The organism is Bradyrhizobium sp. USDA 372, assembly GCF_053629095.1.
The window spans coordinates 3825043-3851296 of record NZ_JBRJHR010000001.1 but is presented as its reverse complement, the minus strand read 5'-3'; the positions used below and the strand labels follow the sequence as shown (position 1 = coordinate 3851296).

The following is a 26254-nucleotide window of genomic DNA, read 5'->3' as shown; positions in this document are numbered from 1 at the left end:
CGACGACTAGTCGCCCCACGAACCGGACGGGTTCAACGAGGCCCATACACTCGCGGACATGAGATCAGTACATCTGCAGCGGCAGCACGTCGCCGCTCGGGCCCACCAGCAGGCCCCAGGCCTCGCCGGCGACAACGGTGAGGGTCTCGGTGCGGGCCGGGCGTCCGGGCAGGCGCAGCGCGTACTGGTATTTGCCCGGCGGAAGGTCGAGCATCGGGCCTTTCGGTGATTGCGGGCCGCCGGCGCCGGCTGCGATCTTGACGGTTTGCTTGTTGATCGTGAGCGAGGCTTCCTTGTCGCCCATGTTGCCCATCATCACCCGGGCCTGTCCGGCCTTCGGCATGATGTCGGCCTTGGCCGCGGCATCCGCGTTCTTCTGCGCCAGATTGACAATGGTCTCGCCCTTGGCGCGGCCGAGCTTGAGCACGGCCGGGCCTTGCGGCGAGGTGAAGTCGATCTGCGCGCGTTCGGCGGACACGGCTGCGCCGCCGGTCTTTTCCTGCCAGCCGAGCTTTGCAAGCTCCGCACGGTAGAAAGCGAGGACCTCGTCGAGCGAAGCGGGGATGCTGGCCTCCAGCTCGCGGCGGAACGGCGTCTCGCTGCCCGGCATCTTCGAGGTGGCGAGCGATTTCGACGAGCGCTGCGTCGGCACCGGCAGCGGGGATTCGGGATCCGGCTTCAGCGGATCGGCGGATTTGGCCTGCACCTCCGGGACGGCCGCCGGCCTGGCCGCGGCCATCACCAGGCCCGATCCACTGGCGCTCACATTCACCTTCGGTCCCATCTGCATCACGGTCATCGAGATCGACTTGCCGCCCTTGGAAAATTCCAACACCGCCATGTTGGGTTGGTTGATGACGGAAGGCTGCTCCTTCCAGCCGGTGGGCTTGAGCGATGCGCGATAAAACGCGGTAAGCGCCTTGACGCTCGAGGTGGAGGAGAATTCGAGATGGCCGTCGCCGCCTTCGAATTTCACGCCTTCGGCGCTCTCGGGCAGCGGCACTGGCGTGTTGCTGTCGGCGAGCGCACGGAGCGGCGCATCGGACAGGGAGGTGGCCTGCGCCTTGCGCCTCGCCTCGTCAGCAGCGATGAGCTGCTGAGCCGCACCCAGCGCATCGCCGAGGAACTTCGCGTCGGCCTCCTTCTTCGCTTTGGCGCGGGCGGCGAGCGCGGAGTCCTTCACCTGCGCGGTGAGGCTGACCATGGTGAAATCATATTTGCGGCCGAGCCGCAGCACGCCGATTTCATCGGGGTTGGAGATCTTGATCGCCACCTCGTCGCCGGGTGCGAGCGGCGCGCTGCCGTCCTCCTGCCAGCCGCGTGCGGCGAGCTCGCGCTGGTAGAAGGCGAGCACGGCGGGCAGCTCGGCCATCGCGGCGGCCGAGATCTCGCGCTTGTTGGAGCTGGCGCTGCCGAGGCTCCGCGCGGATTTGGTCGGCTTGGGCCGCGGCAGGCCGGCCATCTCGCTGTCGGCCTCCAGCACCTCCGGCAGCGCGAACGGCGCGACCCGGATTTCGACATTGGTGCGGCCATCGTCACGGCGGGTCAGCGTCAGCATCACCGGCTTCTGCTTGGAGAAGCCGGTCTCCTGGTCATCAGGGTGCGCGTAATACGCGCGCAGACCGTTGGGGATGGTCTCATCCAGATTGCTGGTCCAGCGCGCGGCGGTCTCCGCCGTGAGCTTTTGCCAGCCGATCGCAGCCATCTCGCGGCCAAAGAAATCCGACGTCGCATCGAGCGCGGTGGGCGCGATGCAGCCGAGATAAGGCCTCGTGCCATCGAACATGATGTCGGTCGCGCCATCAGGGAACGGCACGTTGCCGTAGATCCGGTCGGAGGCGTAGGTGACCATGGATTGATCCGGGCGGCCGAGGCCCTGCGTGAAATGAACCGACAGGCCCTGACGTCCCTTCTTGAAATTCAGCGTCGTGCTCTTTTCGTCGAGCGGCCGCAGATAGGGTACCCAGCCGTCGGCGCCGAGGAGCTTTTTCAACGCGGGCGCCGTCACCGCTTCCGACGTCGGCATGCGATATTCGAGGCGCCAGGATTCGGACCGTGAGGTGTCCTCCACCGCACCCTCGAGCTTGGGCAGCGCGTGGACATCGACGATACCGCTGTCCGCGGCAGCCGCGATCGAGCAGCTCGCTACCAGGACGAGGCCGCAGGCCAACAGCCGCCATCGTGCCGGGACTTGCGTCCCGCGCGGGATCATCGACATCGTCAAGCTCCTGGATGGCGCGGGGTCGTCATGCCCGCGCATTTGCAGGCGACGCCCCCATCGGCGCGGCCTCAGACCAGAAGTCGCGGCAGGAACCGGCCAGGTTCAACAGCCATGGCCGAACAGCGGCTCAGTACAGCTGCAGCGGTGGCCACGCCTCGCCGTCGCGCCCGATCGTGAGCTCCCAGGTATCGCCGGCTGTGACCGTGAGCATGCTCGTTCTGGCCGGATGGCCCGGCACGCTCAGTCCGTAGCTGTATGTGCCGGGCACAAGGTCCAGCGCGACGGCGTTGGCGCCGGCGGGGCGCGGGATGGTCCGCTGGTTGATCGTGAGCACGGCTTCGTTCTCGCCGATATTGCTGAACACCAGCTTGGCCTGGCCGGGTTCAGGCAGGACGTTGGCGCGGGTCGCGGCCTGCGAATTCTTCTGCACGAGCTGCACCGCGGTGCTGCCCTCCTTGCGGTCGAGCTCCAGCGCTGCCGGCCCGATCGGGGAGACGAAGGCGAGGCGCGCGTGATCGGCGCCGACCACCGCGTCATCCTGCTGCTCCTGCCAGCCGAGCTTTCCAAGCTCGGTCCGATAGAACGCGAGCACGTCACTGAGCGCCGCGGGCACGCGGGCCTCTAACCTGGTCCGGAGCGGCGCCTCGATGCCGGGCATCACGGTGGTGTGGATCCCCCGATAGCTATAGCGGGTCGGCGCGGGGAGCCTGGCCGCGGGATCCAGCGTCAGCGCGGCCGGGAACAGCGGCGGCAGGTTCGACACGAAGGCGCCAGCGCTTGCCGCGAGCAGGCAGCTTGCGAGGAGAGCAAGGCCGCACGCAATGAGTTGCCATCGTGCCGGAGCTTGCGCCCCACGCCCCACCGTCGCCATGCTCATGCTCCAAGGATATCGCGCCAGTTGTGAAATCCTGCGCGATGGCCGCCTCTTGCAGCCACAAGCAGCTAGTCGTGGCCGCAAACAAGCGGGTTCAATGCGGCGGCCTAGCTGCGGGCCGAGACTCGTCCGCTCTCGACGTCAAACACTTCGCCCCCTGCGCCGATCTCGGCGAAGGCGGCGGGATCCGCACCGGTCAGCCACACCTGCGCGCCGAGCTTCTTCAGCTCATCGAACAGCGCCGCCCGGCGGTTCGGATCGAGATGCGCAACCACCTCGTCGAGCAGCAGCAGCGGCACGATGCCGGTCATCTCGGCGACCAGGCTCGCATGCGCCAGCACGAGGCCGATCAGCAGCGCCTTCTGTTCGCCGGTCGAGGCATCGCGCGCCGGCATGCTCTTCGGCGCATAGAGGACCGCGAGGTCGGTGAGGTGCGGGCCGTCGGTGGTGCGGCCGGCGATGGCATCGCGCGGGCGGTTGTCGCGCAGGATCTGGCGGTAGCGGTCCTCGACCGAGGTCGCGGTCTCCGTCAGCAGTGCGTTCTCCATCCAGCCGTCGAGCGCGATTTGCGCGGACGGAAATGCGGAGGCTTGCGCGCGCGCGTTGAGCATGCCGGTCAGCCTTGCCGCGGTCTGGCCGCGCGTGGCCGCCACCGCGACTGCGAGCTCGGCGGTCTCGCGCTCGATCGCGTCGCACCAATGGTCGTCGTAATTGCGCGTCTCCAAGAGGCGGTTGCGCGAGCGCAAGGAGCGCTCGAGCGCGTTGATCCGGCTGGAATGCTCGCTGTCGATGGCGAGCACGAGACGATCGAAGAAGCGCCGGCGCTCCGAGGCCGCGCCCATGAACAGCCCGTCCATTGCCGGCGTCAGCCACACCATGCGGATGTGATCGCCGAATGCGCTGGCCGAACCCACCGGCTCGCGGTCGATGCGACAGCGCCGGCTCACCGGGGCGTCCGCGCGCGGCGCATCGATGCCGGTGCCGAGCGTGGCCAGCCCCAGCGCGCCCTCGACCTGCGCCGACACCGCCCACGAACCGTCGCCCTGGTTGTCGGCGACGTCTTCGAGCGTCGCGCGGCGCAGGCCGCGGCCCGGCGACAGGAACGAGATCGCCTCGATGCAATTGGTCTTGCCCGCCCCGTTCGGCCCGACCAGTGCCACCAGGTCAGCCGCCGTCTCGAGCCCCGCCGCCCGGTAATTGCGAAAATGCGTCAGCGTCAGGCGATGAATGCGGGAGGGGGTCATGAGTTCTTTGTCATGGACGCGCTTTCTCCCCTTGGGAGCAGGCCGTAGGGTGGGCAAAGGGGCGCGCTTCGCGCGCGCCGTGCCCACGTCTCGCCGCGATCCGGGCTGCTGCATGGTGGGCACGCTTTCGCCTTCGCTCTTCGAGCTACGGCGCAAGCTTTGCCCACCCTACGGCTCCGATGGATGGTCGAGAGAGCACCCCTCACACCCGCATCGGCATCAGCACATACAGCGCGCTCTTGTCGTCGCGGTCCTGCACCAGCGTCGGCGAGCCGGGGTCGGCGAGGCGAAGCGTTGCGACGTCGCCTTCGATCTGGGCGGCGATGTCGAGCAGATAGCGGGAGTTGAAGCCGATATCGAGGGCGTCGGAGGCGTATTCGACCTCGAGCTCTTCGGTCGCGCTGCCGGAATCCGGGTTGGTCACCGACAGCACCAGCTTGCCCGCCGACAGCGACAATTTCACCGCGCGGCCGCGCTCGCTCGAAATCGTCGAGACGCGGTCGACCGCGTTCTCGAAATCCTTCTTGTCGACCACGAGCTCCTTGTCGTTGTTCTGCGGGATGACGCGGCCGTAATCGGGGAAGGTGCCGTCGATCAGTTTCGAGGTCAGTACGACGTTGCCGATGGTGAAGCGGATCTTGGCCTGCGACAGCTCGATCGTCATCTCGGCCTCGGTGTCCTCGATCAGGCGCTGCACCTCGCCGACCGTCTTGCGCGGCACGATCACGCCGGGCATGCCCTCGGCGCCCTTGGGCTGCACCAGGTCGAGCTGGGCGAGGCGGTGGCCGTCGGTGGCGACACCGCGCAGGGTGGCGGCCTTTGCCGTGCCGGCGGCATGCAGATAGATGCCGTTGAGGTAATAGCGCGTCTCTTCGGTCGAGATCGCGAACTGCGTGCGGTCGATCAGCCGCTTGACGTCCTTGGCGGCGAGCGAGAACGAGTGCGACATGTCGCCGGCCGCCAGATCCGGGAAATCGTTCTCCGGCAGCGTCTGCAGCGTGAAGCGCGAGCGGCCGGCGCGGATTGCCAGCACCGCGCGGTCGCCGTCGGCCTCCAGCACGATCTGCGAGCCGTCCGGCAGCTTGCGCACGATGTCGTAGAACATGTGCGCCGGCACCGTGGTGGAGCCCGCGGTCGCGGTTTCCGCCGGCAGCGTCTCGGTCACCTCGAGGTCGAGGTCGGTCGCCTTCAGCGACAATTTCGCGTTCTCGGCGCGCACCAGCACGTTGCCGAGGATCGGGATCGTGTTGCGGCGCTCGACCACGCGGTGGACATGGCCCAGCGACTTCAGCAATTGCGCGCGTTCGACCGTAACCTTCATTGCACTACTCGCCCGATCCCCAAGGAAAACACAGCGTTGAGAAGGCCGGGCGGCGGGACGCGCGCCACGGCATCGAAGACCCCGCAAGGCCGGATCATTCCTGCCGATATGACCAAAGCCGCCTGGGTCGCGCAAGGTGCCGCGGATGCCCCGGCGATTCAAGGGATCGGGGCCAGTTCCCCACGATTTACCGCCCCAAACGAAGGCCGCCGCCCAGGAGAGCCGGGGCGGCGGGAGCAGGGCGGGAGCCCTAGGCCTTTATTCCTGAAGCTGGCGCTTCAGCGACTCCACTTCTTCGGACAGAGCGGTGTCCTTGGAGACCAGCGCCTCGATCTTGCGCACCGCGTGCAGCACCGTGGTGTGGTCGCGTCCGCCGAAGCGGCGGCCGATCTCGGGCAGCGAACGCAGGGTCAGCGTCTTGGCGAGATACATCGCCACCTGGCGCGGGCGCACCACGTTGGCGGTGCGGCGCGAGGAGAGCAGGTCGGAGCGGCTGACATTATATTGCCGTGCCACCACGCGCTGGATGTCCTCGATCTTGATCCGCTTGGGCTCCTGCGGCCGCACCAGGTCGCGCACCTCGTGCTCGGCCATCTCCAGCGTCACCGGCCGGTTGTTGAGCTTGGAATGCGCGAGCAGGCGGTTGATCGCGCCTTCGAGGTCGCGGCCGTTATGGGTGATGGTGCGCGCCAGATAGTGCAGCACCTCCTCGGGCACCTCGAACGTCGCGTGATGGGCGCGGGCCGCCGCGACGCGCGATTTCAGGATGCCGTGGCGCAGCTCCTCGCCGAGCGAGCCCATCTCGACCACGAGCCCGCCGGCGAGCCGCGAGCGCACGCGATCATCCAGGCTTTCGAGATCGGACGGCGGACGGTCGGCCGCGATCACGACCTGGCGGCCGGCGTCGATCAGCGCGTTCAGCGTGTGGCAGAACTCGGCCTGCGTCGACTTGCCCTGCAGGAACTGGAGGTCGTCGATCACCAGCACGTCGATGCCGCGCAGCGCTTCCTTGAAAGCCAGCGCCGTCTGCGTCTTCAGCGCGGCGACGAAGCCGTACATGAATTTTTCCGCCGTGAGATACAGCACCTTGCGCTCGTTGCCGGAATTGCCGGCCCAGGTCACCGCCTGCAACAGATGCGTCTTGCCGAGGCCGACGCCGGCATGGATGTAGAGTGGGTTGAACATCACGGGGTCGCCGCGACGTCCTTCGGCGACCTGGCGCGCGGCCGCATGGGCCAGCGTGTTGGAGCGGCCGACGACGAAGCTCGCGAAGGTCAGGCGCGGATCGAGCGGCGAGCCGCCGAGCGCGTCGTGATTGGCCGAGACCGGTGCGGTCGCGGTCGAGCGCAATTCCGGTGTCGGCGCGCGGCGCGCCTCGACCGGCGCGGGCGCCTCCTTCGGCTGCGCCGTCGGACGCACGGCGGACCGCACCGTGAGGTCGATGCGATGCACTTCCGGCATCTCGGCCTGCCAGCACGACAGCACGCGCTCGGCATAATGGGCCTGGATCCAGCTCTTCAGGAACCGCGTCGGCACCGACAGCCGCACGCTCTCGTCCTGCACGCCTTCCAGATCCATGCGTGCAAACCAGCTCGTGTAGACGTCCTCGCCAACGCTCGAGCGCAACCGACCCTTCACGCGTGACCAGCGATCCTGTTCCATTGTCATCGTCAGAAAACTTCTCTTGAGAGATATAGTTGCGTTGTGAGCGCCATGCAGGGTTCTTGCCACGCACCCTGAACTGGCGCGACCTCGAGCGAGTCCATCGTCGGGCATGGCTCGACCGTTCGGCGCGAACGCCGCGGGTCAGATCAGCGATGTCAGAGATGGAGGGGTCGCGAGGTCAGCGCGTACTCGGCGCTCCGTCACACGCGGGAGGCTGGAGATCCGACGGGGCTGAAACGGCATCGTTGGAAAAAGAAACGTGCTGCAATACCGCGCTGAGTCCGTAAGACATGATACCTCCCCGTCCTGCCGTGATCGCTCACGACAAGGTCCTGCGTGTCCTGAAGACAACCGCGCCGTACTCCTGTCGCGGATGTCTGCCCAATGTACTCGTCGTCCGCTCGACTTCGCCACCTTGCGTGCCGGGGTAACTTCGCGATGTCTCTCATTTGCGCTTGGCGCGAGCGAGGAGATCCCGCTTGGAGACATTCAGACAAAGAGCTACCATTCCCACATTGCTGTGGGTTTTGAACCGACATCACTTGTTGAAGCGTCGCCTACGTGCCTACCGCCGCCGATCTGCACGTTCGCCCCGTTTCCTAAACCGCGCTGGTCTCAAGATCGTGGGCGCCGCTGACTGGGTTAAGGAATACACTAAGCGGAAAGACTCGCAACGAAATTGATTCACAGTTGAGGCGTCAAAAAACTTGACCTCGGTTAATGCCGCACAGGAGTTGTTCACAGGCTCCGAAGCAAGTTTTTGAATCCGTGCACAGAATCGAGAAGGCCGCGCGTCATGTGACAATTCTCGTTCAGCGCCAAATTTTTTTTATAAATTCGTCATGCGCCCGACGTGCGGGCGAATTTTCCAAATGCTTGTCGCTGCTATGTAGATAAGTGATTATCGAGTCATCGCTTTTCGAGACTCGTTTTGCAGGGTAACTCCACACTCGCTCGCGTTCCGGTGAATCTACGGTGTGCAGAACTCTCATCGGCCACCGATTCAATTCGCGCCCGCGGCACAGGGGTTTTTGCAACGCAGTGAAGTTTCCACTGTTGCAGAACATCGGCAGGTAGAACTACGGAACGAAAACTGACGCAGACGATTTAAATCGTCCAAGCGAGGCGTGAGCATCGCGTGACTGCTGGCGTGAAATTATGACAGCCAACAAAAAAGCCCGGCGTGAGGCCGGGCTTTTTGACGCGCTGACCGGATCGACCGATCAGACGATGTCGCCAAGATGACTTGGCAAGATTTACTTCGCGAGCTTGGCGATCTGCGCGGTGAGGCGCGAGACTTTGCGGCTGGCGTTGTTCTTGTGAATGATGTTGCGCTGGGCGGCGCGCATCAAGGCGGGCTCGGCAGTCGCGAGTGCCTTCACGGCAGCGGCGCGATCGCCGCTCTTGATGGCTTCCTCGACAGTGCGCACGGCGCCACGCATCTGGGTGCGGCGCGACTTGTTGACGGCGGTGCGGCGGGCGATCTTGCGCGTCGCTTTCTTGGCAGAAGTGGTATTGGCCATGGTCTCAATGTCCTTTGCGGGTACCGGTCGCGTCTTGGTCGGGTAGCGCCGGCTTGCTTGACCGCGTAATCGACGCTCGGATTTAGGGTGTTCGGTTGCTGGGCCGTTCCCGGAACATGAGCGACCGCCTTGCGGCTGTCTCTGAGGCTCCACGGTGTCTTCAAGCTCGAAAGAGTCCTGAAGCCCAAGGGGCCTGCAACTGCTCAAAGAACAGCGGCGGCGGGATTGCGCCCACCGCCAGTTGGCGCCCTTATAGAGAGGGTCTTTCGCACCGTCAACGCTTTCGGGGGCTGGAAACGCGCCTTTGGCGGGCCGGTTTGGTGCCGTAACGCCCTGAAGAGGTTGAATTTCTGCCGTCGCCCGGCTATTGGCTGGCATCGTTTCGCAAGGTCGTCCGGTCGGGCGACCATCGTAGGTGAGGCATGATCCGCGGCTTTTTCCGACTGATTGGGCTGTTGCTGCTCGCCGGCGGGTTCATCTTCATGGTCTATGACGGCGCCCGCTGGGTGGCCGACCAGACCCTCAAATTCACCCGTTTCGGCCAGTTCTGGAACGACATCAATCAGGCCAGCCAATCGGCCTTCCGCACCTGGGTCGAGGCCAAGGCGCCTTGGCTCTGGACCTCGGTGATCCGCCTGGTGCTGGAGCAGCCGGTCTTCGCCGTCCTCGGCATTTTGGGCATCCTCCTGATGATCCTGTTCCGCCCGCGCAAGCCCTTGATCGGCTATTCCCGGGATTGAGCTTTCAAGTTCCGCCGGCCGCCGCGTAACAGCGCTGCCTCTTGCCGCGTAGAGCCCTATATTCCCACCTCATCGCGAGCACGCGCCTGGTCTCCCGACTGGCTCAGGCATGCGCTCGCTTCGGAGATCCATCATGCTGTTCATGCGCAAGACCACTGCATTGCCGAGCGCAGCTGACGCGCTGCCGGGCCGTGCGCAGGCCATCCCGACCGCGACCACCCATTTCGTCAACGGCGCAAAGCTGAAGCCGCCTTATCCCGCCGGTCTCAAGCAGGCATTGTTCGGCTTAGGCTGCTTCTGGGGCGCCGAGCGCAAGTTCTGGCAGCTTCGCGAGGGCATCTATGTGACGGCCGTCGGCTATGCCGGCGGTCACACGCCGAACCCGACCTATGAGGAGGTCTGCTCGGGCCGCACCGCCCACACCGAAGTGGTGCTGGTCGTGTTCGACCCGAACAAGATCTCCTACGAGACGCTTCTGAAGACTTTCTGGGAAAGCCACAACCCGACGCAGGGGATGCGCCAGGGCAACGACGTCGGCACGCAATACCGAAGCGCGATCTACACCACTTCCGATGCGCAGAAGCAGGCGGCCGAGCAGTCGAAGGCGCTCTATCAGAAGGCGCTCGCAGCGAAGGGGCTCGGTGCCATCACCACCGAGATCGCGCCCGCCGGTGCGTTCTATTTCGCCGAGGACTACCATCAGCAATATCTGGCGAAGAATCCCGCCGGCTATTGCGGCCTGGGCGGCACCGGCGTGTCCTGCCCGATCGGCGTTGGCGTGAGCGCGTGAGCTAAACGACGTGTCTTGCTTACCCTCCCCTGGAGGGGGAGGGTCGGCACGCGATCGAGCGAAGCGAGATTGCGTGACGGGGTGGGGTGATCTCTCCACTCGGGCACTGTTCGTCGCGGAGAGACCGTCACCCCACCCCGCTCGCGCTGCGCGCGATCGACCCTCCCCCGCAAGCGTGTTCAGACCGAGGAGATGGTGGACGGGTGTTCGGAGACATCGTGGACACTTTCGACAGCGAAGCAAGGAGGCTGTCGGATGCCGTTCCGCGAGGTGTCCCGGATGGACGCAAGATTGGAGTTTGTGATGTTGGCCTCAGAAGAGGGCAGCAATGTTCGGCAGCTGTGCCGTCGCTTCGGGATCAGTCCGACGACGGGCTACAAGTGGCTGGAGCGTTGGCGGCTCGACGGGGCGGCTGGACTTGTGGAGCAGCCGCGGCGGCCTCAGACGTCGCCGGCACGCACCGCCGCGGCGATCGAGAGGGCCGTGCTTTCGGTGAGAGCCGAGCATCCGGTCTGGGGCGGGCGGAAGATTGCCAGGCGGCTGAAGGATCTAGGACAGGAAGCCGTTCCGGCCCCGTCGACGGTCACGGCGATCCTGAGGCGACATGGGGTGGAACTGGGCAAATTCGGCGGCGGCTCGCCTGCCTTGACCCGTTTCGAACGATCGCGGCCGAACGAGTTGTGGCAAATGGACTTCAAGGGCCACGTGGCCATGCACACTGGCCGGCTTCATCCACTGACCGTGCTCGACGATCACTCGCGTTTCTCAGTTGCACTCGCGGCGTGCACCAACGAACGCACCGAGACAGTTCAGGGGCATCTCATTGCGGCTTTCCGCCGCTACGGCCTGCCCGAGAGGCTGATCACCGACAACGGCTCGCCATGGGGCGATGGACCAGGCAGCCCGTTCACCCCTCTCGGGGTCTGGTTGATCGAGCATGGCGTCAAGATCAGCCATTCGCGGCCTTATCATCCGCAAACCATGGGCAAGGACGAACGCTTCCATCGCAGCCTCAAGGCCGAAGTCTTGTCCGCCCCGCCGTTCGCCGATATCGCCGCCGCCCAGCGTGCTTTCGAGCGATGGCGCACCATCTACAACACGCAGCGGCCGCACGACGCGCTCGAGCTTGCCGTGCCGGCCAGCCGTTACCAGCCGAGCCCGCGCGACTATGTCGAGACCGTCGCGCCCTTCGAATATGCACCAGGCGATGCCGTGCGTCGGGTCCAACAAGGCGGACACGTCAACTTCCTCGGCCGCAACATCAAAGTCCCCAAGGCGTTCCGCGGCAAAACCGTCGCGTTCCGGCCAACCACACAGGATGGCGTCTTCGACGTCGTCTTCAGAACTCAGACGATTGCAACCGTCGACATCCGGCCTCTCGACGGGAGCCTCGAAAGTGTCCACGATGTCTCCGAACACCCGTCCACCATCTCCTCGGTCTGAACACGCTTGCGGGGGAGGGTGGCACCGTCATCGCTCCACTCAACGCTTTATTAACCATACCCGGTGCATCAGTGGAGCTGTCTCGTTTCGAGGGATGGGTCCGGTGCCGGTTGCACGCGCGTTTCGATGGTCGAACTTGGCGTCCTTGGCAGCGTCCGCCGCGCTCGCCCTGGGCGGCTGCATGCAGACCGCAACCCCCGTCGCGATGGTGCAGCCTCGTCCCGACCTCGATTCCATGGCCTATGGCCAGCCCTACGGCGCGCCGCAGCCGGTGGTCGTTGCCAACAACGGCGGCGGCGCCATCGCGGCGTTCAGCAATTCCTTTGCCGCTTCGCCCGCACCGATGCCGGTCGGCTACGCCGCGCCGATGGCGATGCCGGTGCGGAATGGCGCCTCCTACCATCTCGACGCCGGCGACAAGCTTCGTGTCGTGGTCTATGGCCAGGAAGGTCTCACCAACAGCTATGCGATCGACGCCGGCGGCTCCATCACCATGCCGCTGATCGGCGCGGTGCCGGCCCGCGGCCGCACCACGGCAGGGCTGGCCGGCGAGATCGCCGCACGCCTGCGCAACGGCTATATCCGCGAGCCGTCAGTGGCGGTCGAGATCGAGACCTATCGCCCGTTCTTCATCCTCGGCGAGGTCCTGGCGCCCGGCCAATATCCTTACGTGCCGAACATGACGGTCGAGAGCGCGGTCGCAATCGCCGGCGGCTTCTCGCCGCGCGCCAAGCGCGACGTGGTCACCGTCACGCACAGCGAGAACGGCGGCGCCATGCGCGCGGTCGTCCCGCTCGGCACGCCGCTCGCGCCCGGCGACACCGTGTTTGTCGGCGAGCGCTGGTTCTAGGGTTCTCTCCCCTCGTCATTCCGGGGCGCGCGTAGCGCGAGCTAAGGTGCGCAATTGCGCACCAGAGAATCCATAATCACGAGCTGGGGTTATGGATTCCGGGCCTGCACCGCTGCGCGGCGCATCCCGGAATGACGGTGGAGAGAGACGGGCGTTACTTCGTCAAATGCTTCGCGAAGAACGCCATGCTACGCGGCCAGGCGATGTCGGCGCTGGCCTTGGCGTAGCTGGCGCGCTCGTCGCAATGGAAACCGTGCTGGGCGCCCGGATAGATGTGGACTTCGACCTCGGGCCGCTTCGCCTTGATGGTCTCGACGTCGGCGAGTGGAATGCCGGCATCCTTCTCGCCGAAATGCAGCTGGGTCGGCACCTTCGGCGTCTCGTCGGCAAAGCGCACGACCGCGCCGCCGTAATAGCCGATGGCGGCCTTCAGGCCGGTCAATCGCGTCGCCGCGACGAAGGCGATGCTGCCGCCTAAGCAAAAGCCGATGATGCCCACGGGCCCGGTGCGCTTCACCGCATCGATCGCAGCTTGCGTGTCGCGCAGCATCGCGGCCCAGTCCGGATTGGCCACGAACTTGCGCGCCTCCGCGATCTCGTCGGGCGAATAGCCCGACTGGAAGTTCGGCGCCGTCCGGTCGAAGATCGACGGCGCGATCGCGACATAGCCCTCTCCGGCAAGGCGGTCGCAGACCGAGCGGATGTGGTGATTGACCCCAAAGATCTCCTGGATCACCACCACCGCGCCCTTCGGCGTGCCGGCGGGGTCGGCGCGATAGGCGCCGAGCTGGAAATTGTCGGAGGCCGTCAGCTTGATGTCTTGTCCCACGCGGGTTGTCCTTCTTGGTTGTTACGAACTCAGGCTCTCAGGATGACGGTCATAGATGAGAGCTCGCTGCTTCAACACCGTCATTGCGAGCGCAGCGAAGCAATCCAGAATCCCTCCGCGGAAGCAGCCTGGATTGCTTCGCTGCGCTCGCAATGACGGAGTATGATGTAGGGCCATTGTCCGCCAACCAGCACCTCAATCCTAGCGATAGCTTCACATTCTCTCAGGATGAGGCGCAGCACCTACTCCCACATCCAGTTCTCGCCGTAATCCTCCTTCCATCCGGCCAGCCGTCCGTGACGGAATTGCAGGAACAGGCGGTGGCGAGAGGGGATCAGGCGGCTGCCGCCGATGTTGCGCAAAGCGAGATAGATCTCGTGGCCGGGACGTCCCCGCACATATTGCAGCGGCTGACCGAGCGCGCGTGCGGTCTGTTCGGCATCCATGCCGAAGGCGAGCGGAATGTTGTTCGACAAGGTCGCGACGAAGGGCAGGCGCGGCGGCACGGCGCCGATCGGCTCGGCGTGCGCGGATATGGACAGCAACATCGTGCCCGCAGCCAGCATGATCAGCTTCATCGCCTGTGTCCCTGCTCGATCGGCCTATGCCGGCAAGTTCTTCAGGAAAGGCGCGACCGCGTCAACAAAAGCCTGGGGCTGATCGATGTTGACGGCGTGTCCGGCCGCGGGGATCACGACCTTTTGTGCGCCGGGGATTTTTGCGGCCATGTAGTCGGACGCGGCGAGGAACGGCGTGTCGTCGGCGCCGACCACGATCAGGCTGGGCACCCGGATGTCGGGCAACAGCTCCATCACGCGCGCATCGCGCTGGGTCAGCATGCCGCGCGCGGCAAGCGCCAGTCCCCTGGCGTTGCGATGGCGCGCGGTGGCGCGCTCGCGCGTCGCCGCCTTCAACACGTCGAGGCCTTCGCGGTCGAGCCGCTCTGCGGTGGCAAGTGCCCGCGCGTTCCAGGCCTCGCGCGCATCGTCCTTCCTGAAGCCGGGGCCGGTGTCGATGATCAGCAGCGCGCGGGCCCGCTCCGGATGTGCGCGATAGAACGCGAGCGACATGTAGCCGCCGAGCGAAAGCCCGCCGATGATGGCGCGCTTCGCACCAACCGCATCGAGGATCGCCGCCATGTCGCCGACCGTCAACGCTTCGCTGTATGCGTTCGCATCGTCGGGATAATCGGACTGGCCGTGGCCGCGCATGTCCCACAGGATCAGCGTATGATCCTTCGCCAGCGCATCGATCTGCCCATGCCACATCGCCGATGTCGAGGAATAGCCGTGCGTGAGCAGCAGCGGCGGCCCGTTGCCATGAACCTCGTAGTAAATGTTGACGCCGTCCCGGTCGATCTTCGGCATTGTTTCCGCCCTTTCTTTTCCTCGCCACTAACTCGGTGCTTCACCCTCCCCTGGAGGGGGAGGGTCGGCTCACATGGAGCGCAGCGAAATGTGAGACGGGGTGGGGTGACGGTCTTTCCACATCCAACAGTGCCCGGGTGGAGAGATCACCCCACCCCGCTCGCGCTTCGCGCGATCGACCCTCCCCCTCCAGGGGAGGGTAAGGGTTTGCGTGCGGCTGCACTCTAGCTCGCCAAGTTACCTCGAAGAAACCGCTCGAACGCGATGGCACGCATGCCTGACGCACGCGCTGTTGTGTCCAGTGGCTGCGTCGCCGCCCTTGGCGCGGCGCACAACGGGCGAGTGTGGCGGTCGTTTTTTCGACTCGTTCCAAATTGCATTTGCCTCCGCGCCGGAACGCGATCATTCTCGCGGGCAAGGTTGACGCCAGCCCGGTGGGCGTCCGCCATTCAAGTTGCCGCCGTAAGCGGCTTCATGCACCGGCAGGGGAAGACGCCTATGCCAACTCTCACCATCAACGGGCGGAGTCTGTCCGTGGATGCGGCGAACGACACGCCGCTCCTCTGGGCGATCCGCGAGCAATTGCAGATGACCGGCACCAAGTTCGGCTGCGGTGCCGGGCTGTGCGGTGCCTGCACCGTGCACGTCAACGGTGAAGCCGTGCGCTCGTGCCAGACCATGGTCGGCGACGTCGCCGGCAAGAAGATCACCACCATCGAAGGTCTCTCCGCTAAGGGCGATCATCCCTTGCAGAAGGCCTGGATCGCCGAGCAGGTGCCGCAATGCGGCTACTGCCAGTCCGGGCAGATCATGCAGGCGGCTTCGCTGCTCGCAAAGAATCCCAATCCGACCAAGGAAGAGGTGGTCGCCCATATGGACGGCAATCTCTGCCGCTGCATGACTTATTCGCGGATCCAGAAGGCGATCATGCGCGCCGCATCCGAGATGCGCACTGCATCCGCCACCTCCAACGAGCGGAGGCCCACATGAACGAGCATGTGAAGAACGTGACACGCGAGACGACGGATCTCAGCCGCCGCTCCTTCCTCGTCGGCACCGCCGCGACCGGCCTCGTGCTCGGCTATGCCGGCGTGCCCGGCATCGAATCGGCAGCCGCCGCGCCGGCCAATTTCGAGCCGGGCGTCTGGTACGCGATCTCGCCGGACGGGCTCGTCACCGTGACCTGCGGCAAGGCCGACATGGGCCAGCACATCGCCTCCACCATGGCGCAGATCGTCTGCGAGGAACTGGGCGCGAAATGGAGCGATATGCGCGTGCAGCTCGCCTCCAACGATCCCAAGTTCAACGATCCCGTGCTGGGCGCGCAGATCACCGGCGGCAGCTGGTCGACCATGATGAACTTCGAGGCGATGAGCCGGGCCGGTGCGGCCGGGCGGATCGCACTGACCGAAGGTGCCGCCGCCGCCATGGGCGTGCCGGCATCGGAGCTCGTGGTGCGCGATTCCATGATCGTGCATCCGAAGTCGAAGAAGCAGATGTCGTTCGCCGATGTCGTGAAAAGCGGCAAGGCGACGAAGACCTTCACGCCGGACGAGCTCAAGGCACTCAAGCTGAAAACACCCGATCAATACACCATGATCGGCGTGTCGGTGCCGCAGCTCGACATCCCCTCCAAGACCAACGGCACGGCCAAGTATGGCATCGACGTGATGTTGCCGGGCATGGTCTATGGCGCGGTGGTCACGCCGCCGGTGCGCTTCGGCGCCACGGTGAAATCGGTCGATGACAGCGCGGCAAAGAAAGTGCCGGGCTTCATCAAGGCCGTCACGCTCGACGACAAGACCGCAACGACGTCGGGCTGGGTCGTCGCCGTCGCCGGCACCTACGCCAACGCCAAGAAGGCGGCACAGGCGCTGAAGATCGCCTATGACGCGGGTCCGAACGCGAAGCTGTCGAGCCAGTCGCTGCTCGACGAGGCCAAGCGGCTGCAGGGCCTGGAGGATTCCGGCCAGTTCTTCGTCAAGGACGGCGATCCCAATGCTGCCTTCGGCACGGCGGCGAAAGTGGTCGAGGCCGAGTACACCACCAGCATCAACATCCACGCGCCGCTGGAGCCGATGAACGCCACTGCGGAGTTCAAGGGCGACATCCTGCACATCTATTCCGGCAACCAGTTCGCGACGCGCTCCGGCGCGATCGCGGCGGGCGCTGCCGGGATCGATCCGAAATTCGTCGTGATGCATCAGCATTGGCTGGGCGGCGGCTTCGGCCGGCGGCTCGATGCCGACATGATGATTCCGGCGGTGCAGGCGGCCAAGGCGGTCGGCAAGCCGGTGAAGGTGATCTATTCGCGCGAGAACGACATGACGATGGATTTCTCGCGTCCGCTCACCTACCAGAAGGTCAAGGCCGGCGTGGACGGCGATGGCAAGCTCGTTGCGATCAGCCACGACGTGGTCTCGGCCTGGCCGACCGCGCGCTGGGGAATCCCCGATTTCCTGACGCCCTCGGTCGACAAGAAGGGCCCGCTCGATTCCTTCACGGTCAATGGCGCGGACTTCTTCTACACCGTGCCCAACCATTATGTGCGCGCGATCAAGAACGAGCTCGCGCACAACGCCACGCCGTCCGGCCAGCTTCGCTCGGTGGCGCCGGGCTGGACCTTCTGGGCCGTCGAAAGCATGATCGACGAGATCGCGGCGGCGACGGGCAAGGATCCCGCGCAGTTCCGCATCTCCTTGCTCGACGGCGCCGGCAAGAACGACGGCGGCGCGCAGCGCTTGCGCAACACGCTGCTCGCCGCGATGGGACTGTCCGGCTACGGCACCAAGCAATTGCCGAAAGGCGAGGGCATGGGCGTCGCCTGCGTCTCCTCGCAGGAGCGCGCAACCGCGAGCTGGACGGCGTGCGTGGCTCACGTCGCCGTCGCGCCGTCGGGGGAGGTGACCGTGAAGAAGCTCACGGTCGCAACCGACGTCGGCACGCAGGTGCATCCCGACAATATCCGCGCCCAGGTCGAGGGTGCGGCGCTGTGGGGTCTGTCGCTGGCGATGTACGAGAAGGCGACACTCAAGGACGGTGGCATCGAGCAGACCAATTTCGACAGCTACACGCCCTTGCGCATGAGCCAGACGCCCGAGGTCGCGGTTGCCGTGATTGCCAACGGCGAGAAGGCGACCGGCGTCGGCGAGCCCGCGGTCACCGTGGTCGCGCCGGCCATCGGCAACGCCATCTACAATGCCAGCGGCGCCCGCGTCCGGGCGCTACCGATCACGGCGGAGGCCGTGAAGGCGAGCATGAAGGCGTAAGCCGAGCTGCGATTGCAGAATTAAATGGTCCGCCGGAGGGCAACCTCCGGCGGATTTGTTTTTGGAGCCGCCTTCCACCCTCACTGTCATGCCCCGCGAAAGCGGGGCATCCAGTACGCCGCGGCATCTCGGTTCCAGCCTCGCCGTCTCGGCGTACTGGGTCGCCCGGTCAAGCCGGGCGACGACAGCGGAGGCAGCCTGTAGAAATTCCCCTGTGTTATCAATGCCCGTTCTACTGTGCATGGGGTTGTTTTCTCGCTTTTGAGGTTCCCCCTCCCGGAACCCAATCCCTAAAATTGCGTGCAATTCCCCAAGCCTCCATTGAGCACGCCTCTTAAGGGCCAGAGAACCTGATCCGGCTTAGGCTCATCGGCCAATACGCCCGAGTTCCCGGTCCTTGTGGGGAAGCCATGAACGCCACAGCCAAATCCGCCGCCAAACGCCGGCTTCTGCTCGCCTCCGATCGCAGTGACGGCAGCAGCGAGCTCGCCAGCATCTTGAAAGCGGTCGGCGACGTCTCGACGGTGAAGACCGAGGAAATTCCCGCCCAGCCGGCGCGCGATCTCTCCGGCCTCGTGGTCGACATCAACCTGCGCTCGCCCGAGAGCGTGCAGCGGGTCCGCAACAAGCTGCGCGGCGATGCCTATCGTTCGATGCCGCGGCTGTTCGTGCTCGCGGACGCCCTGCATCACGGCACCATGCAGGCCTGGGCGCTCGGGGCCACCGACACCATCTCGCGGCCGCTTCAGGCCGAGGCCATCCTGCAGCGCATCCGCGCCGCCTTCCCGGACACCGCCGCCTATGACGCCACCGATCGCGGCAAGACGCTCAACCGCGGCGTCGAGGCGGCGCATGCGGTGCTGACCAAGATGTTCGAGAAGCTGCCGCTCGGCGTGCCTCTGACCTTCGACGACGTCATCGCCGCCGAGAGCAAGATCCTGAAGGCGATCAAGCATTCCTCGCTGCGTGAATGGCTCACCACGGTGGGCTGTCATCATGTCGGCAGCTATCGCCATTGCCTGTTCGTCACCGGCTTCGCCGTCGCCTTCGCCCAGCATCTCGGTATGCGCGAGGACGACCAGCGCCGCCTGACTCGCGCCGCGCTGCTGCACGACGTCGGCAAGGCCTTCGTTCCGGCCTGGCTGCTCGACAAGCCCGGCAAGCTCACCGACGAGGAGATGGCCGAGGTCCGCCAGCACCCGCGCCGCGGCTATGACGCGCTCGCCGCCCAAGGCAGCTTCCCGCCGGAGATGCTGGACGTGGTGCTGCATCACCACGAATTCCTCGACGGCTCGGGCTATCCGAACGGCCTGTCGTCGAACCAGATCAGCGACATCGTGCGCCTGACGACGATCGTCGACATCTACGCCGCGCTCGTCGAGAAGCGCGCCTACCGCATGCCCTTCACCCATTCCCGCGCCTTCACCATGATGGAAGGCATGGGCGGCAAGCTCGACCAGCAGCTGCTGCAGGCGTTCCGCCCGGTCGCGCTGGGGTCGTTCTAGGATAAGGATCCCTCCGACCTCGTCATTGCGAGGAGCGAAGCGACGAAGCAATCCAGACTGTCTCCGCGGAGGAACGCTGGATTGCTTCGCTTCGCTCGCAATGACGGGTGAACTGTCTTCGCGCGCCTCACCCCACCATCTTCCGCAGCTCCGCCTTCGCCACCTTCTCCAGCGTCGAGCGCGGCATGTCGTCGACGAACCGGATCTCGCGCGGCAGCTTGAAGTCGGCGAGGCCCTTGCGGCAGGCGTCCATCACGCGATCATGCAGGTCGGGTGCAGCGCCCGCGACGCCGTCCTGCGGGATGATGAAGACCACTGGCACCTCGTCCAGCATCAGATGCTTCTTCGCCACCACCGCGGCCTCGCGCACGCCCGGCACGAGCGCGATCACCTGCTCGATCTCGGAGGCCGCAACGTTCTCGCCGCCGACCTTCAGCATGTCCTTGGCGCGGTCGCCGAACTTGATGAAGCCGTTCTGGAGCCGCTCGACACGGTCGCCGGTGAGAAAGAAGCCGTGCTCGTCAAAGCTCTCGCGCGTGGCCTTCTCGTTGTGCAGGTACTCGGCGAACAGCGACAGGCCCGGGATGCCCTTGATCGCGAGATTGCCGGTGTCGCCGACCTCCGTCGGCCGTCCGTCGTCGTTGGTGATGCGGATCTGATATTCGGGCGCGGCGCGGCCGATCGACATCGGGATGTTGGGCTGGTCGACCTCGCCGACGATGCCGTGGGTGATGGTCTCGGTCATGCCCCACCAGCCGATCATCTTGATGCCGAACGCGGCAAAGGCCGGCGGCTCGTTGATGGCGGTGCCCCACAGGCGGAACTTGTGGTCCTTCGGGATCTCCTGCTCGAGCAGCGCCTTCATGCAGAACGGGATGGTCGAGGTCCAGGTCGCGCCATGCTCGCGTGCGACGCCCCAGAACCGGCTGGCCGAGAAGCGCGGCTGGATCACGCAAGTCGCTCCGACCCACAGCGTCGCCAGCATGGAATAGGCCAGCGCGTTGGTGTGGAACAGCGGCAAGTAGGCCTGGTGCACGTCGCCGGCGTGCAGGTCCTCATGCGCGGCGTTGATCTTGGCGCCCCACAGCGCGTTGGCATGGGTCCACAGCACCGCCTTGGGCCGCGACGTCGTGCCCGAGGTGTATTGCACGCTGCATGGCGCCAGCGGATCGGTCGCGCGCCGGGGACGATCGGCATTGTCGGCGAACAGCGATTCGAAGCTGTCGCCGCGCGACACCGCTTGCGCGGGCGCAGCGCCCGCATCGTGCGAGGTCACCGCCAGCCAACGGATGTTGCGGCAGTTCTGCGCGACGATGTCCGCATAGGCCGGCTGCGTGATCGCGGCGACCGCGCCGCAATGATCGGCGAAATACGCGATCTCGGCCGGCGCCGAGCGCGTGTTGGTGGTGACCGCGACGGCGCCCAGCTCGACGCAGGCGAACCAGGCCAGCATCGCCTCGATGCAATTGTCGAGATGAATGAGCACATATTCGCCCGGCTTGACGCCACGCCTGGCGAGCCCGGCCGCGAGCGCGCCGACCCGCTCGTGAAACTCGCCGTAGCTCCAGCGCCGCGCCGGCGCATCGAACGGCGCCCAGATCAGGAACGGATGTGAGCTGCGGACCTCGGCGCGCATCTTCAAGAGCCAGGGCACGTCGAGCCCATCGAACGGGCCCACGATTCCGGCTGTGGTCTGTTGAACTGGCATGGCTCCTCCCGGTGCAGCCTGCATCTTGCTGGCGGCTGTCTTTTGATGATTGCGTCTTCCTGCCATCGGATGAGGCGTGAAGCAAATCGGGGGAGAGGGCCGAGCTCTCTCCGCCGTCATTGCGAGGAGCCCTTGCGACGAAGCAATCCAGACTGGTTCCGCGGAGGGATTCTGGATTGCTTCGCTTCGCTCGCAATGACGGTGTTTGGGGCGGGAAGCGGAGGTCCTACCGGCTACCATCCTCGTACGACGAGATCTCGATCAGGCTGCCATCGGGATCCCGGCAATAGACCGAGCGCAGCGTGCCGCGGGCGCCTTGCCTCGGGCCCGGGCCTTCCTCGATCGCGACGCCATGTGCCCGCAAATGCGCCACCACCTCGTCCGGCGTGGCGGAAGTGAGAAAGCACAGGTCCTCGCCGCCCGCCGTCGGCTGCTCCGCGGTGAACCACTCCACCTTGTCGGCGTCGCGTTGCCGGACGTTGATCCTCTGGTTACCGAATTCAAGGAAAGTCCGCGGCGCTTTGCCGCCGCCGGGATCGAACAGCTTGACATTCATGCCGAGAATCTTGCCGTACCACGCAGCACTTGCCGCGACATCGGTGACATTGATCACGAGATGATCCAGGGCATGAACCTTGACCGTCATGTCTCATCCTTTCGTCGTGAAGTGCCCCGCGCACTTTCCGCCCGCGGCCAGCTTTGTTACAACCGCGGCCACGCGGCCTTCAAGCCATCCGACCTTCAAGAACAACACTGGGAGAACCCTTGAGATGATCACTCGCCGTACCGCGCTGGGCCTGCTCGCCGCCAGTCCGCTTGCCACCACCCCGCTGTCGAAGGCCCTTGCCGCCGATTATCCGGCCCGTCCGGTGAAATGGGTGGTGGGCTATCCGCCGGGCGGCGCCACCGACATCCTGGCACGGCTGATCGGCCAGCGGCTGTCGGAAAAGCTCGGCCAGCAATTCGTGATCGAGAACAAGCCGGGCGCCGGAAACAACATCGCGACCGAATCGGTCATCAATGCCGAGCCCGACGGCTACACGCTGCAGCTGGTCAATCCGGCCAACTACATCAACGCCTCGCTCTACGCCAACCTGAAGTTCAACTTCGTGCGCGACATCGCGCCGGTCGCCTCGTTCCAGCGCGTGCCGAACGTGATGACCGTCAACAAGGACGTGCCGGCCAAGAACGTCGCCGAGTTCATCGAGTACGTGAAGGCCAATCCCGGCAAGGTGAACATGGCCTCGTCCGGCAACGGCACCTCGGTGCATCTGTCCGGCGAGATGTTCATGGCCATGACCGGCTGCAAGATGCAGCACGTGCCCTATCGCGGCGCCGCGCCCGCGATCACCGACATGCTCGCCGGCCAGGTGCAGGTGATCTTCGACAACATGCCCTCGATCATCCAGCACATCCGCTCCGGCAGCCTGCGCGCCATCGGCGTCACCACCACGGAACGCTCGCCGCAGCTGCCCGACGTGCAGCCGATCGCCGACACCGTGAAGGGCTATGAGGCGAGCGCGCTGTTCGGCATGGGCGCGCCGAAGAACACGCCGAAGGAGATCATCGCCAAGCTCAACGCCGAGGTCAACGCGGTGATCAAGGAGCCCGACATGGCCAAGCGCCTGGTCGAACTCGGCGGCGAGCCGCGGGTGCAGACGCCCGAGGCGTTCGGCGAGGAGATCAAGGCCGAGACCGAGAAGTGGAAGAAGGTCGTCGAGTTCGCCGGCCTGAAGGTCGAGTAGCGATCTCGTGATGACCGGGAAGAGAGCCCTGCCGTTCGGCAGGGCTTTTTTCTTTGCGTTGCTTGGTTGATGCAGCCTGCGTCCAGCAACAGATCACGCAGTCGTGCGGATCCGCGTCTGCGGGTTCCGGCTTGACGTTGTCGCGCTCGCGTCTATACTAAACCACATGGTTAAGTATAGGGACGAGACGCTGGACCGGACTTTTGCGGCGCTGTCCGACCCGACGCGGCGTGCCTTGCTGGCGCGCCTCGGCGAGCAGGACGGCCTGTCGGTGAGCGAGCTGGCGGCCCCGTTTGCGGTGTCGCTGCCGGCGATCATGAAGCATCTCGACGTGCTCACGGATGCCGGGCTGATCGTGCGCGAGAAGACCGGGCGCACGGTTGCCTGCCGGCTGACCGCGCAGCCGATGGAGCAGGCGATGAACTGGCTCAATCGCTATGCGCAGTTCTGGTCCCACAATCTCGATCGCCTCGCCGCCTTCGTGGAGGAAGAGACATGGCCAACGCAGTCGCCAACGCCGCCGAACGTCCGGCAGAACGACCAAGCCTCACGCTCACGCGCCGGCTCCGCGCGCAGCCGCAAAAGGTCTACGCCGCCTGGACGCAAGCCGCGCAGCTAGCGCAATGGTTCGGGCCGCCGAACATGAAGCCGGCGACGCTTAAAGCCGAGCTCGACGTTCGCGTCGGCGGCCGGTTTCGCATCAGCTTCACTGGCGATGACGGCGAATATTTCGAGGCCGGCGGCCGTTATCGCGAGGTGATGCCGAACGAGCTTCTCGTCTTCACCTGGGCCTGGCACTCGACGCCGGAGCGTGAATCGCTGGTGACGATCTCGCTGAAACCTGATGGCGCCGGCACCTTGATGATCTTCCATCACGCCCAGTTCTTCGACGAGACCGCACGCGACAACCACCAGCGCGGCTGGAGCTCGTTGTTCGACAAGCTCGATGCTTTCGTCGCCTGACCAAGGAGAACGCCATGCAGCAACATCAGATCGTCTCGCGCGAGCAATGGATCGCCGCGCGCAAGGCCCTTCTGGACCATGAGAAGGAGTTGACCCAGGCCCGCGAACGGCTTGCCGACGAGCGCCGCCGGCTGCCCTGGGTCAAGGTCGACAAGGCGTACGAATTTGACGGGCCGAACGGCATTGTGTCGCTGAGCGACCTGTTCGAGGGCCGGCCGCAGCTCATCGTGCAGCACGTGATGTTCGCACCCGATTGGGAGGCGGCGTGCAAGAGCTGCTCGTTCTGGGCCGATGGGTTCGAGCGCATGGTGCCGCATTTGGCCGCGCGCGACACCGCGATGGTTGCGGTCTCGCTGGCGCCAAGCGCAAAGCTCGAGGCGTTCAAGAAGCGGATGGGCTGGACCTTCGACTGGGTTTCCTCAGGCCGCAACGACTTCAACCGCGATTACGGCGTGACGTACTCACAGGAAGAGGTCGAGACCGGCAAGCCGATGTATAATTTCGGGACCACGCCGCTGTACGGCCCCGAGCTGCCCGGCATCAGCGTGTTCTACCGCGACGAGGCCGGCGCGATCTTCCATACCTATTCCTGCTTCGCCCGCGGCCTCGACATGATGAACGCCGCTTATCAATATCTCGATCTCACCCCGCTCGGCCGTCACGAGGAAGGCCTGCCCTATCCGATGGACTGGGTGCGTCTGCGCGACCAGTACGAACCGCAGCCGGCGAAGGCGGCGTGCTGTCACGGGTGAGGGGAGCGCTCGACGCACATCAAATGTGTCATCGCCCGGCTTGACCGGGCGATCCAGTACTCCGCGACAGTTGTGGTTGAATCGATGGGCCGCGGCGTACTGGATTCCCCGCTTTCGCGGGGAATGACAGCGGAGGGTGATATGCAGGGTGTGCCTTGCCCGATGGCTACCGCTTCGCGTCCGCCTGCTCCGTCGCATTGCACGAGATCAGCATCGTGTACGGCCGGGCGTTGGCGGCGATGTCGGTGGTCTTGAGCTCGCTCTTTGGCTCGGCGGTCTGATAGGGCACGATCGAATTGTCGAGGAAGTCGCGCAGCACGCCGGTCTTGATGGCGAAGTTGATGTTCTCGGGGATGTTGCCGGTCGCCACCGCGATGCGCAAGGCCGGGATCTTGCCGGTGACCACGCCCACGACCTGGCCGGTGTTGTCGAACAGCGGCCCGCCGCTATTGCCGGGCTGCACGGGTGCGCTGATCTGCAGGAAGCGCGAGTCGTTGCGCATGCCGCTGAGCGAGCTCACGATGCCGGTGGTCACGCTGAAGTCCGACGTCAGGATGCCGTGATAGGGAAAGCCGATCGCGACGACGGAATCGCCGGAGCGGATCGAGCGGTCGCGGATCCGGGCGAAGTCCTTGAAGGTCGTCGTCGACGGCGCCTGCAACAGCGCGAGATCGTTGTTGGCGTCGCTCGACACGACGCGCAGCACCATTGCGGCTTCGCCGGTGAGATTGCCCTTGATGTCGCCGACGCAGCCGTCGATCACATGGTGGTTGGTGACGATGTGCCCGCCCGTGCTGACGACGAAGCCGGTGCCGCTCCTGGCTCGGGCAGGCTTGCCGCCGGAGGGCGGTGCCGCCTGCTTCTCCGCCGTCGCCGCCGGCTTGGCCGCACCCTTGGTGAAATCGCCCGCCTTGTCGAGCCCGTCGGCTTTCACCTTGCTTACGCAGTTGGTCAGTGCCGCGATCACCGGCCCGGTCGATGTCAGATCGAAATTCAGAACGGCGCGACCGGCTGTCGCCACCATGAGGCTCGCCTTCTGAAAGGTACGCACGACTTTGAGCGGCATGACGGCGGTGAGCATGTTGGACTGATACGCCGTAGCGTACAGCCTGGCTTGCTCCTGCCCGTCGAAGGTCACGTCGATCGCGGCGCTCTCGCCCTTGTTGAAGCGGTAGCTCGGGCTCGCAAAAGCCAGCGTCCAGGTGCCGGTGGCATTGTAACCCACGACGAGAATGACGCCGTTCGCGTAAGGCGTCGTCGCCGCGCAATGGGAGAACGCGCCCGTCTCGTCATTGCTGAACGCGCCGCCGATCCAGTTGCCGACATTGACGGTGCCGAACGGCCCCGCCGCGTTCGCTCCGACCACACTCACCTGCAACACCAACGCAACGACCAACGACCTCAACCACATACCAGCCCCCGGCAAACGCGCTTGCATCCATCTT

At 65.4% G+C, this 26254-nt stretch carries 22 protein-coding genes and 1 pseudogene; 11 read left to right on the top strand and 12 right to left on the bottom strand.

The features are described from left to right. Positions 1–64 precede the first annotated feature (64 nt). The 6 genes from AB7M16_RS18180 to rpsT all read right to left on the bottom strand — a co-directional run bounded on the left by AB7M16_RS18180 (position 65) and on the right by rpsT (position 8848). Entirely contained in the window at positions 65–2218 is a 2154-nt protein-coding gene (locus AB7M16_RS18180) for a hypothetical protein (protein ID WP_453944715.1), read from the bottom strand. Between the two features lie 130 nt (positions 2219–2348). Then, entirely contained in the window at positions 2349–3092 is a 744-nt protein-coding gene (locus tag AB7M16_RS18175) for a hypothetical protein (RefSeq protein ID WP_453944714.1), read from the bottom strand. A 110-nt stretch (positions 3093–3202) separates the two neighbouring features. Beyond that, complete coding sequence (gene recF, locus AB7M16_RS18170) at positions 3203–4339, bottom strand: DNA replication/repair protein RecF (RefSeq protein WP_260381368.1); 1137 nt, start codon at positions 4337–4339, stop codon at positions 3203–3205. 202 nt (positions 4340–4541) lie between these two features. Next, positions 4542–5660, bottom strand: a complete 1119-nt coding sequence (dnaN, locus tag AB7M16_RS18165) for a DNA polymerase III subunit beta (protein WP_172787964.1) — start codon at positions 5658–5660, stop codon at positions 4542–4544. A gap of 258 nt (positions 5661–5918) precedes the next feature. Continuing rightward, complete coding sequence (dnaA, locus tag AB7M16_RS18160) at positions 5919–7328, bottom strand: chromosomal replication initiator protein DnaA (protein WP_172787963.1); 1410 nt, start codon at positions 7326–7328, stop codon at positions 5919–5921. Positions 7329–8581: 1253 nt separating this feature from the next. After that, on the bottom strand, positions 8582–8848 hold the full coding sequence (gene rpsT / locus AB7M16_RS18155) for a 30S ribosomal protein S20 (protein WP_024338506.1): 267 nt from the start codon (positions 8846–8848) through the stop codon (positions 8582–8584). Between the two features lie 422 nt (positions 8849–9270). Here rpsT and AB7M16_RS18150 point away from each other — a divergent pair, with 422 nt between their 5' ends. The 4 genes from AB7M16_RS18150 (at position 9271) to AB7M16_RS18135 (ending at position 12671) form a co-directional block, all read left to right on the top strand. After that, complete coding sequence (locus tag AB7M16_RS18150; RefSeq protein ID WP_025033220.1) at positions 9271–9588, top strand: hypothetical protein; 318 nt, start codon at positions 9271–9273, stop codon at positions 9586–9588. A gap of 133 nt (positions 9589–9721) precedes the next feature. After that, positions 9722–10378: a peptide-methionine (S)-S-oxide reductase MsrA gene (gene msrA / locus AB7M16_RS18145; RefSeq protein WP_453944713.1), complete on the top strand. Its 657-nt coding sequence runs from the start codon at positions 9722–9724 to the stop codon at positions 10376–10378. Between the two features lie 255 nt (positions 10379–10633). Continuing rightward, on the top strand, positions 10634–11821 hold the full coding sequence (locus AB7M16_RS18140) for an IS481 family transposase (protein WP_453944204.1): 1188 nt from the start codon (positions 10634–10636) through the stop codon (positions 11819–11821). A 103-nt stretch (positions 11822–11924) separates the two neighbouring features. Beyond that, entirely contained in the window at positions 11925–12671 is a 747-nt protein-coding gene (locus AB7M16_RS18135; protein WP_453944712.1) for a polysaccharide biosynthesis/export family protein, read from the top strand. Positions 12672–12825: 154 nt separating this feature from the next. Here AB7M16_RS18135 and AB7M16_RS18130 read toward each other — a convergent pair whose 3' ends face one another. From AB7M16_RS18130 to AB7M16_RS18120, 3 genes are all read right to left on the bottom strand, one after another. Then, on the bottom strand, positions 12826–13500 hold the full coding sequence (locus AB7M16_RS18130) for a dienelactone hydrolase family protein (RefSeq protein ID WP_453944711.1): 675 nt from the start codon (positions 13498–13500) through the stop codon (positions 12826–12828). A gap of 242 nt (positions 13501–13742) precedes the next feature. After that, complete coding sequence (locus AB7M16_RS18125; RefSeq protein WP_453944710.1) at positions 13743–14078, bottom strand: hypothetical protein; 336 nt, start codon at positions 14076–14078, stop codon at positions 13743–13745. A gap of 24 nt (positions 14079–14102) precedes the next feature. Further along, a complete protein-coding gene (locus AB7M16_RS18120; protein WP_453944709.1) occupies positions 14103–14867 on the bottom strand; it encodes an alpha/beta fold hydrolase in 765 nt (254 codons plus the stop codon). Positions 14868–15365: 498 nt separating this feature from the next. Here AB7M16_RS18120 and AB7M16_RS18115 point away from each other — a divergent pair, with 498 nt between their 5' ends. From AB7M16_RS18115 to AB7M16_RS18105, 3 genes are all read left to right on the top strand, one after another. After that, complete coding sequence (locus tag AB7M16_RS18115) at positions 15366–15857, top strand: (2Fe-2S)-binding protein (protein ID WP_135163526.1); 492 nt, start codon at positions 15366–15368, stop codon at positions 15855–15857. Beyond that, entirely contained in the window at positions 15854–18136 is a 2283-nt protein-coding gene (locus tag AB7M16_RS18110; RefSeq protein WP_453944708.1) for a molybdopterin cofactor-binding domain-containing protein, read from the top strand. The genes AB7M16_RS18115 and AB7M16_RS18110 overlap by 4 nt, the downstream gene beginning before the upstream one ends. Positions 18137–18546: 410 nt before the next feature. Further along, positions 18547–19641: an HD-GYP domain-containing protein gene (locus tag AB7M16_RS18105; protein WP_453944707.1), complete on the top strand. Its 1095-nt coding sequence runs from the start codon at positions 18547–18549 to the stop codon at positions 19639–19641. A gap of 127 nt (positions 19642–19768) precedes the next feature. On the opposite strand, the gene AB7M16_RS18100 is transcribed toward AB7M16_RS18105, so the two are convergent. Together AB7M16_RS18100 and AB7M16_RS18095 are read right to left on the bottom strand one after the other, a co-directional pair. After that, on the bottom strand, positions 19769–21349 hold the full coding sequence (locus AB7M16_RS18100; protein WP_453944706.1) for an AMP-binding protein: 1581 nt from the start codon (positions 21347–21349) through the stop codon (positions 19769–19771). Positions 21350–21575: 226 nt separating this feature from the next. After that, complete coding sequence (locus tag AB7M16_RS18095) at positions 21576–21995, bottom strand: VOC family protein (protein WP_453944705.1); 420 nt, start codon at positions 21993–21995, stop codon at positions 21576–21578. A gap of 124 nt (positions 21996–22119) precedes the next feature. Here AB7M16_RS18095 and AB7M16_RS18090 point away from each other — a divergent pair, with 124 nt between their 5' ends. The 4 genes and pseudogenes from AB7M16_RS18090 (at position 22120) to AB7M16_RS18075 (ending at position 24809) form a co-directional block, all read left to right on the top strand. Further along, positions 22120–23094 (top strand): Bug family tripartite tricarboxylate transporter substrate binding protein, encoded by a 975-nt coding sequence (locus AB7M16_RS18090; RefSeq protein ID WP_453944704.1) that lies wholly within the window; start codon positions 22120–22122, stop codon positions 23092–23094. Between the two features lie 166 nt (positions 23095–23260). Next, positions 23261–23713: an ArsR/SmtB family transcription factor gene (locus AB7M16_RS18085; RefSeq protein WP_453944703.1), complete on the top strand. Its 453-nt coding sequence runs from the start codon at positions 23261–23263 to the stop codon at positions 23711–23713. A gap of 11 nt (positions 23714–23724) precedes the next feature. Continuing rightward, positions 23725–24057 (top strand): annotated as a pseudogene (locus tag AB7M16_RS18080) (SRPBCC family protein); the annotation flags it as partial. Positions 24058–24071: 14 nt separating this feature from the next. Continuing rightward, positions 24072–24809, top strand: coding sequence for a DUF899 domain-containing protein (locus AB7M16_RS18075; RefSeq protein ID WP_453944702.1), 738 nt, complete (start codon positions 24072–24074; stop codon positions 24807–24809). A gap of 166 nt (positions 24810–24975) precedes the next feature. Here the strand turns inward: AB7M16_RS18075 and AB7M16_RS18070 are convergent, their stop codons facing one another. Next, the gene (locus AB7M16_RS18070) at positions 24976–26220 is read right to left on the bottom strand and encodes a S1C family serine protease (RefSeq protein ID WP_212255626.1); all 1245 of its coding nucleotides are present in this window, start codon (positions 26218–26220) and stop codon (positions 24976–24978) included. Between the last annotated feature and the right edge of the window lie 34 nt (positions 26221–26254).